General features: G+C 65.3%; 7 protein-coding genes. 4 read left to right on the top strand and 3 right to left on the bottom strand.

What is annotated here, in order from left to right; all coding sequences use genetic code 11:
• From GSQ76_RS09070 to GSQ76_RS09060, 3 genes are all read left to right on the top strand, one after another.
• A partial coding sequence (locus GSQ76_RS09070; RefSeq protein WP_158743588.1) for an aminotransferase class III-fold pyridoxal phosphate-dependent enzyme occupies positions 1–625 on the top strand: 625 nt, incomplete at its 5' end.
• A gap of 32 nt (positions 626–657) precedes the next feature.
• Positions 658–2262 carry an ABC transporter substrate-binding protein gene (locus GSQ76_RS09065; protein WP_158743587.1) on the top strand — a complete coding sequence of 535 codons (1605 nt, stop codon included), beginning with the start codon at positions 658–660 and terminating at the stop codon, positions 2260–2262.
• 13 nt (positions 2263–2275) lie between these two features.
• Positions 2276–4447 carry a N,N-dimethylformamidase beta subunit family domain-containing protein gene (locus GSQ76_RS09060; RefSeq protein ID WP_158743586.1) on the top strand — a complete coding sequence of 724 codons (2172 nt, stop codon included), beginning with the start codon at positions 2276–2278 and terminating at the stop codon, positions 4445–4447.
• Here GSQ76_RS09060 and GSQ76_RS09055 read toward each other — a convergent pair.
• Positions 4444–5328: an SDR family oxidoreductase gene (locus GSQ76_RS09055; protein ID WP_158743585.1), complete on the bottom strand. Its 885-nt coding sequence runs from the start codon at positions 5326–5328 to the stop codon at positions 4444–4446. The two genes, GSQ76_RS09060 and GSQ76_RS09055, sit on opposite strands and share 4 nt — an antisense overlap.
• Positions 5329–5426: 98 nt before the next feature.
• Here GSQ76_RS09055 and GSQ76_RS09050 point away from each other — a divergent pair, with 98 nt between their 5' ends.
• Positions 5427–6254 (top strand): helix-turn-helix transcriptional regulator, encoded by an 828-nt coding sequence (locus tag GSQ76_RS09050; protein WP_158743584.1) that lies wholly within the window; start codon positions 5427–5429, stop codon positions 6252–6254.
• Here GSQ76_RS09050 and GSQ76_RS09045 read toward each other — a convergent pair.
• Together GSQ76_RS09045 and GSQ76_RS09040 are read right to left on the bottom strand one after the other, a co-directional pair.
• The gene (locus GSQ76_RS09045; protein WP_158743583.1) at positions 6251–7741 is read right to left on the bottom strand and encodes an ABC transporter substrate-binding protein; all 1491 of its coding nucleotides are present in this window, start codon (positions 7739–7741) and stop codon (positions 6251–6253) included. The genes GSQ76_RS09050 and GSQ76_RS09045 overlap by 4 nt on opposite strands.
• Before the next feature lie 65 nt (positions 7742–7806).
• Positions 7807–8673 (bottom strand): BadF/BadG/BcrA/BcrD ATPase family protein, encoded by an 867-nt coding sequence (locus tag GSQ76_RS09040; RefSeq protein ID WP_158743582.1) that lies wholly within the window; start codon positions 8671–8673, stop codon positions 7807–7809.
• Positions 8674–8719: the final 46 nt, after the last annotated feature.

Raw genomic sequence — 8719 nt, 5'->3', positions numbered from 1 at the left:
GGGCGACGAGGTCGTTACCGGCTTCGGCCGCACCGGCAATTGGTTCGGCTGCCAGACGATCGGCATGAAGCCCGACATGATCGCGATGGCGAAGGGCCTGTCCTCCTCCTACTTCCCGATTTCCGCCGTGCTGGTCGGCCGCCCGATCCTGGATGCGCTGGCGCGAATGGATGCCAAGGGCGAGTTGTTCGGCCACGGCTTCACCAACTCCGGCCACCCGGTCGGCTGTGCGATCGCACTGGAAGCCATCCGCATCTACGAGGAGATGGACGTCGTGGCGCATGTGCGCCAGATGGGTGCGCGGCTGCGCAACGGGCTGGAGGGCGTGGCTGCCCAATCCGGTATCGTGGGCCAGGTACGCGGCGCCGGGCTGATGCTGGGTGTGGAATTGGTGGCCGACCCGGCCAGCCGCACTGCTTTCGACCCGGCGTTGAAAGTTGGCGCTCGATTCGACGCCGAGGCGTTGCGTAACGGCCTGATCATCCGTGCCATGGGCGACACGATCGGCTTCTGCCCACCACTGATCATCGATGACGCTGGCGTGGACGAGGCGATCGACCTGTTCGCTCGCACCCTGCGCACCATCGAGGCCAGCGTCCAGGGCCAACGCCGAGCCGCCGAGTAATCCACCGAAAACCAATCCAGGAGGCCAGCACCATGCTTCGCCGTGATCTGCTTCGTACGACCGTGGGCGCCGGATTGGGGATTGCCATGGGCAGCCGCCTGGCAATGCCGAGCGTGGCCCGCGCGCAGGCCGCCAACACCCTTCGCTTCGTCCCACAGGCCGATGCTGCCATCCTGGACCCGACCATCACGACCGGGCTGGTCAACCGCAACCACGGCTTCCTGATCTTCGACACGCTGTATGGCATCGACCTGAACGGCAAGACGCAGCCGCAGATGGTCGCCGGCCACACGGTTGAGGATGACGGCAAGCTATGGACGATGACGCTGCGCGACGGGCTGCGCTTCCACGACGACACGCCGGTGCTGGCCCGCGATGTGATCGCAAGTCTGAAGCGTTGGGCCTCCCGCGACGCGTTCGGCAACTCGCTATTCGCCACGGTGGACGAGATTTCGGCCCCGAACGACAAGACGGTGCGCTGGCGGCTGAAACGGCCATTCCCCATGCTGCCGGAAGCGCTGGGCAAGGTCGGCGCGATCGTGGCCTTCATCATGCCGGAGCGCCTTGCCTCCGGCGACAGCGCGATTGCGGTGAAGGAAATCATCGGCAGCGGGCCGTTCAAGTTCCGTCGCGACCTGCTTGTCCCCGGCTCGCTGCTCGTATACGACAAATTTGCCGGCTACGTGCCCAACCCGAACGGACCCACCAGCCTGCTTGCCGGGCCGAAGGTCGCGAATTTCGATCGTGTTGAATGGCGCGTCGTGCCGGATGGCGCCACCGCGGGTGCGGCGCTGCAGCGGGGTGAGGTGGATTGGTGGGACCAGCCGATTTTCGACCTGCTGCCGCAGTTGAAGAAGGATCCGAACCTCAACATCGAAGTACTGGATCCGTATGGCAACGTTGCCGTCCTACGGTTCAACCATACGCAGCCGCCGTTCGATAACCCCGCCATCCGCCGTGCGGTGCTGGGTGCGGTAAACCAGCGCGACTACATGATCGCGGTCGCCAGCGAAGACCAAACGATGTGGCGCGACAAGATTGGCTTCTTCGCACCTGGCGGCATCATGGCCAATGACACCGGGATGTCCGCCCTGTCCGGCACCACCAGCATCGCCGATTCCAAGAAGGCGCTGGCCGATGCCGGGTATAAGGGCGAAAAGGTGCTGCTGATGGCGCCGTCCGACTTCCCGGTCATCAACGCGATGAGCGAGGTCACGGCCGATCTGTTCCGCAAGCTGGGCATGAACCTGGACTATCAGGCGATGGACTGGGGCTCGATGCTGACGCGGATGGCCAACCGCAGCCCGCCGGACAAGGGCGGCTACAACGCGTTCTGCACCTACTCCGCCGGCGTGACTCAGCTGAACCCGTCCGCGCACAACTTCCTCCGCGGCAGCGGCGACAAGGCGACGTTCGGCTGGTCCACCAGCCCGGAATTGGAGCGGCTGCGCAATACCTGGTTCGACGCGCCGGATGCCGCCGCGCAAAAGGCGATCGGTGTGGATATGCAGAAGCAGGCCTTCGTCGACGTTCCCTACGTGCCACTGGGCCTGTTCTACCAGCCGACTGCCTACCGCAAGGACATCACCGGCGTGCTGAAGGGCCTGCCGCTGTTCTGGAACGTGCGCCGCGCCTAAGGGGAAGCCTTACATGCTGCCGATTACCGGGTACGCCGATCGCTGGAGCGTCCGCCAGGGCGAGCGAATCGACTTCAACATCAGCGTGCTCGGAGGCGGTCGCTATAAGGCGCGGGTTGCCCGTGTGCTGTGCGGCGACCCTAACCCGAAAGGGCCGGGCTACCGCGAAGTGCCCGCCACCTGGGCAATGGAGGGCGAGCACGAGGGTGAGGAGCAGCCTATCCACCTCGGTTCCTGGGTGGATGTGCCTGGCGTAGTGTTGCCGGCCGGCGATATCGGGTTCTCGGCAACATTGTGGCCGACCCGGCTGGCGGCGGGGCAACAGGCAGTGCTGTCCTTCGCGTCGACGGCCGGGTCGCTGACGCTCGGCGTCGGCCCAAACGGCGCGTATTGTCGATTGGTGACCCCGTCTGGTGAACAGACGCTGGAAACCGGCGTGAAGCTAACGGAGCGGGCCTGGTATGACATCGCCTGCGATCTAACCGGCGGCACGCTGGCGCTGCACCAATCTGCGCACCGGCCACGGCTTGACCGGCAGGAATCGGCTGCATGCTCCGCGGCTTCCACCGCGATGCTGGGCGGGGCAGGGGCGGTCGCCGTGGCGGCAGATCGCAGCACGCAAGTCGTCCGCGCGCACTTCAACGGCAAGATTGAACGCCCGACGATTATCGCTGGGGCGCAAAAAGTGGCGGCCTGGGATTTCTCCCAGCAGATGGGGACAGACACCGCAATCGATACCGGCCCGAACAACTATACCGGCCGCTGCATCAACCTGCCGACCCGCGCCATGACCGGCTCCAACTGGCGCGGCGATGTGCATCGCTGGACGGAGGACCCGGCGCAATACGGCGCCATCCATTTTCACGACGACGACATGGGCGATGCCGGCTGGCATTCTTCGCTCGGCTTCACTGTACCGACGGACTGGATCAGCGGCGTCTATGCCCTGCATCTGGACAAGGACGGCGCACGCGACAACATCGTCTTCTACGTCCGCGCCGCCGTGCCGGGGTCGCAGGCGAAGGTCGCGTTCCTGGCGCCGACCTTCAGCTACACGGTGTACAGCCAGTATCAAAAGGCCGGCCGCCAGGCGATGATCACCGAGCGTTCGCGCGCGTGGGGCGCGCTGGCGCAAGCGCCGGATGGGCATCCGGAATACGGAGTGTCGCCGTACAACTTCCATTCTGATGGCAGTGGCGTCGGGATGGCCAGCATGCGCCGCCCGTTGATCGATAAGCGGGTGAACCAAATCCACCTGATCGACCCTAGTCCGGACGGCTCGGGCCTGTACTGGATCTCCGCCGACGGCTACGTCACCGATCTGCTAACCCGCAAGGACATCGCGTTCGAAGTCATCACCGACCACGACGTCCATGCCGAGGGCGCTGCGTTGCTGTCGCAGTACAACGTCGTGCTGACGGGCCAGCACCCCGAATACCACACCACGGAAACGCTGGATGCGTTGGCGACGTACCTGGCGGATGGCGGCCGCTTCATCTACCTGGGCGGCAACGGTTTCTACTGGAAAGTCGTGCCACATTACGAAGGCCCGTGGAGCTTCGAACTGCGCCGGGCCGAAGGCGGCATTCGCCTGTGGGAAACCCTACCCGGCGAAAGCTATCACGCGCACGACGGCTCGTATGGCGGTCTATGGCGCCGGCTGGGCCGCCCGCCGCAGCAATTGGTGGGCGTGGGGTTCAGCACGCAGGGCGAATACAACAGCTACCCCTACAGCTTCATCGACGGCATCCTGAACCCACGGGTCGCCTTCATGCGCGAGGGCATGGAAGACCTGGCCACACCCGGCGCACCATTGGGGGAGCGCGGCCTGATGGGCGGTGCCGCCGCCGGGCACGAACTGGACCGCGCCGACACGCTCCTGGGCACACCGCGCCACGCCATCATCGTCGGCCGCGCCGTGTTGACCGACCCGACCTTCCAGCCCGTGAACGAGGAGCGGCGCGACCACACCTGGCCGGCAAAGCGGGAGGACATCATCCGCTCCGACCTGACGTTTATGGAAACGCCGAATGGTGGCGCGGTGTTCTCCGTCGGCTCCATGTGCTTCATCGGGGCACTGCCGATCGATGGTTACGAGAACGTCGCCGCCCGGCTGATCACCAACGTGGTTCGCCGCTTCGCCGACCCGGCGCCGTTCCCGAAGCCCCCGCCGACGGACGACTAGTACTGCATCTGCCGCAGATCCGCGATCAGCCCAGGACCTGTCGGCTGCCAGCCGAGCCGCTGCTGGGTTTGCGCGCTGGAGGCCGGCATGTCCCAACCGACAAACGCCGCCATCCATCCAAAATGCGCCGCCGCGTCTTCCGGCGACAAGGACACCACCGGCACTTTCAGCCCCTGACCGATGACCTCCGCAATGTCCCGAACCGAGACACCTTCCTCCGCCACCGCGTTATACCGGGCGCCCGGCTCCCGCTTCTCCACCGCCAGGCGATACAGCCGCGCGACATCGAGCACATGCGCCGCCGGCCAGCGGTTCAGCCCATCGCCGACATAGGCGGACATACCCTTCTCACGCGCAATCTCGACGGCCGGTGAGATGAGGCCCTGCTTGACCGGGTCGTGAACCTGCGGAAGCCGCACCACCGACACGTTGACGCCAGCCGCTAACAGCGTCGCTCCAGCCACTTCGGAGGCGATGCGAGGGTTCTGGTGATGGACGTTGAAGACGTCTTCGGTCGCAAGGAGGCCAGGCTGCGTGTTGCCCATACCAGTCCCTGACGTGATGACGAATGGTCGGTCGGATCCGATAAGTGCGCCGCCAAGAGCCTCGATCGCCCGCTTGTCCTTCTCGCAATTCGCCACGAAGTTCGCGAAGTTGTGGTCGAAGGCCGTGTGGATCACCGCATCCGATTGAGCCGCACCGCGGGCAAGGCTGTCCAGGTCTTCCAAATCCCCCCGATACACCTCGGCACCTGCTGCGCGCAGCGATTTTGCGCCCGCGTCCGACCGCGTTAGCCCCAGAACCTGATGACCCGCTGTGATGAGTTCCGGCACGATTTTAGAGCCGATGAAGCCAGTCGCGCCCGTGACGAATATGCGCATTGGGATAGTCTCCGATGGATCGAGAGGTTTGTATCGTCCAAGGCGCTTTCCTGTTAAAGTAGTGACTTTATCATGGTATAATAACCACCAGGATCGGCATGCCAGCGGAAGCCACCAATCTATTGGGCACCTACCTCAAGGATCGACGCACACGGCTTGATCCTGCCGCACTCGGTTTCTCGGCAACGCGCCGGCGGACGCCGGGCTTGCGGAGGGAGGAAGTTGCCCAGCGCTCCAACATCAGCCCGACCTGGTACACCTGGCTTGAACAGGGGCGTGGCGGCGCACCTTCGGCCGACGTGCTGAACCGGCTCTCCGGTGCGCTGATGCTGACCGACGTCGAACGCGAACACCTTTTCCTGCTGGCGCTCGGCCGCCCGCCCGAGGTTCGCTACAAGGCTTCCGAGGGCGTGACACCGCGGCTGCAACGCGTGCTGGATGCGTTCGAGATCAGCCCGGCTCTCATTAAAACCGCCACCTGGGACGTCGTCGCCTGGAACCGCGCCTCCGCTGTGGTGCTGACGGATTACGGCACGCTTCCGGTGGAACAGCGCAATATCCTCCGCCTGATGTTCGGCAACGCCCGCATCCGCGACGCGCAATCCGACTGGGAGAGTGTTGCCCGGTTCGTCGTGAGTACGTTCCGGGCAGATGCCGCGCGGGCTGGTGCGGTTTCGGAAGTCGCCGACCTTGTAGACGAACTCTGTCGCATGAGCCCCGAATTCAAAGCCCTTTGGCGCGACAATGATGTCCGGGCGCATGGCGAGGGCCTCAAACGCCTCCGGCATCCCGTCTTGGGCTGGATCGAGCTGGAATATTCCGCCTTCGCCGTGGATGGCCGGCCAGACCTCGGCATGCTCGTCTACAATCCAGCGTCAAGCGCCGACGCCGAGCGGATCCGAGCGCTCATTGCCGCTGCCGGTTAGAAATGCAGCCCCTGCGGCCGGATCAGCCCGTCGGGCGTCGGCACGAAGCCCTGCAGCTTGTCGCTAGCGGCGAACAGCCAGGTCATGTGGAACAAGACGAGATTAGGCCGGTCCTGTAAGTATTTCGCCGCCACCTGGCGATACAGCGACTGCCGCTCCGCCGGGTCGGTGCTGGCGCGGGCCTTGGTCAGCAGCGCGTCGAATGCAGGGTCGCAATACTTGCCCCAGTTCTGAAACCCGTCACAAGCCAGAAACAGGGAGATATTGGCGTCCGGATCCGCCCGGCCGCTCCAGACCACGACCGACGCATTGTAGTTTCCGGCGTTCATCCCGTCGATCAGGGTGTTCGTTTCCAGCGGCTGCACCTTCATGTCGAACCCGGCATCGGCAACCATGGCCTGGATCACTTCGCCCAGCTGGGTTTCGCGTGGCGTGTTCGTCACCTGCAGCGTGAAGGCGACCTTGTCGAACCCGGCCTGCTTCAGCAATGCCTTTGCCGCTGCCGGGTCGCGTGCTGGGGCGGCGATGTCCGGGTTCCAGAATTTCGATCCCGGTAGCTCCGCCTGATTGGCCGGGACGAACTGTCCGTCCATCACCACCTGGTTGATCGCATTCCGGTCGATTGCCAACTCGAGGGCCTTGCGAACAGTCGCATTATGGCCGAGCGGGTTTTCTGCCCCGGCACCATGGCCGACATTGATGGATATCGTTTCGTAGCCCAGCGACGTGGCCGTGCTCAGCCGCAGATGCGGATTGCCCCTCGCGGCGGCCACGTCGGAGGGCGCCATCTCCTCAATCATGTCCAATTGGCCGGTCTGCAGATTCACGAGTCGCACCGTGCTGTCATGGATCGGGCGATAGATGATGCGGTCGAAATGGATCGCCGGGGCGTTCCAGTAGCCGGCAAACCGCTCCACCGTGATGTGGTCCTGCGCCACACGCTCGGTCACGTGAAACGGCCCGGCGCAGATCGGCACATCAGGGCTTTTGCCGTCCGCGAAACTCACGGGGGACAGCATCATGCCCGCACGATCGGACAGCACGGCCAGTAGCGGGGCGTAGCGCTGCGTCAGGTGAATTTGCACGGTTTGCGGATCAGCGACCGTGATGCTGGCGACTGGTTTTAGTTCCGCCTTGCGCGCGCTGTTCGGCGCGGTGCGATACCGCTCCAGATTGGCGCGCACCGCCTCGGCATCCATCACGGTGCCGTCCTGGAAATGCACGCCCTCGCGCAATTTCATCGTCAGCGTCAGCCCATCAGCGGACCACGACCAAGCGGTCGCGAGCTGGGGCACGAAGTCCAACGCCGGGTTGGTGTCCACCAGCTTGTCGCACACGGACGCAAACACAAGTCGTCCGGCAAAGGTGCCACCGCGCGCTGGGTCGAGCGCGTCGGGATCGTCCTGCAGGCCGATCCGCAGCACGCCCTGAGCATGGGCGGAGCCGACCGACAACAGGGCGATCACCGCCCAGTGGAATGCGCGCATCGACATGCCTCCTTGAATCGCGAAATGATGCGGGTATCGGTGGCCGCTGACAATCTCGCCGACTATTAATCCGGCAGATCCCCCCGTGCCAAACCCCGGGCGATCAGCATCGCCCCGTCACATGCGTCGCCCTGGCTGGGCTGAACCCGCCGCACCACATCGGGCGCGACATGGGCGAAGATCGGCAATGCCAGGCTGCCGCCGAGGCATAGTGGCAGATCGCCCGCCGGGTCCAACGCATGCACCAGCCGCTCCGCCTCATCTGCCGCGTGCCGCATCAGCCGCAGCCCGGCGGCGTCCCCGGCGGCAGCGGCAGCCACGACCAGCGGCGCCAGCGTGGCATAGCGGGTGGAGGGCGCCTGATGCACCCAAGCGGCCAGTTGCTCGACCGAGGGGCCGATCGTGTCGATCACTTGACGGTGCAGATCGGTTGCGCCGATGTCGTAGCCATCCAGCACACGCAGCGCCTCCGCCACGACCAGATGGCCGAGCCAGGCGCCGCTCGCCTCGTCGCGTACGGGGAAACCCCAACCCCCTACCTGGTGCGCCGCGCCGTCCCGCGCGACGCTGTTGCCGACGATCCCCGTGCCGATTGACACTGCGGCGCCCGGCTGCCCGGCATGCGCGCCCAGCACCGTGCCATGCCCGTCCGAACACAGCGACAACGAGGCGAAAACCGGCGCGGTGGCGACGAACTCCGCCCGGCCGGCAGCACGGCGCGTTCCAGCCAGGGCGCAAGCGAGGTGGGTTTGGGCGAATCGTTCCGGCCCGATGCCGACGGCGGCCAAGGCGGCGATAATCCAGACCCAGGCCTCCGGCACACCCAGCGTCAGGCTGGATGGGCCGGCCACGGCGGCGGCTCGCAATTCGCCTCCGGGCGCCGATGCCTTCACCCGGGTGTTGGACGCGCCGCCATCGATCCCGACATACATGCCGTTCGTGATATGCCGTCCGCTGGCGAAAACCTATCCCTCGCCG

It is taken from the genome of Acidisphaera sp. L21 (assembly GCF_009765685.1).
Classification (GTDB): Bacteria; Pseudomonadota; Alphaproteobacteria; order Acetobacterales; family Acetobacteraceae; genus LMUY01.
This window is presented reverse-complemented; position numbering and strand designations above follow the sequence as displayed.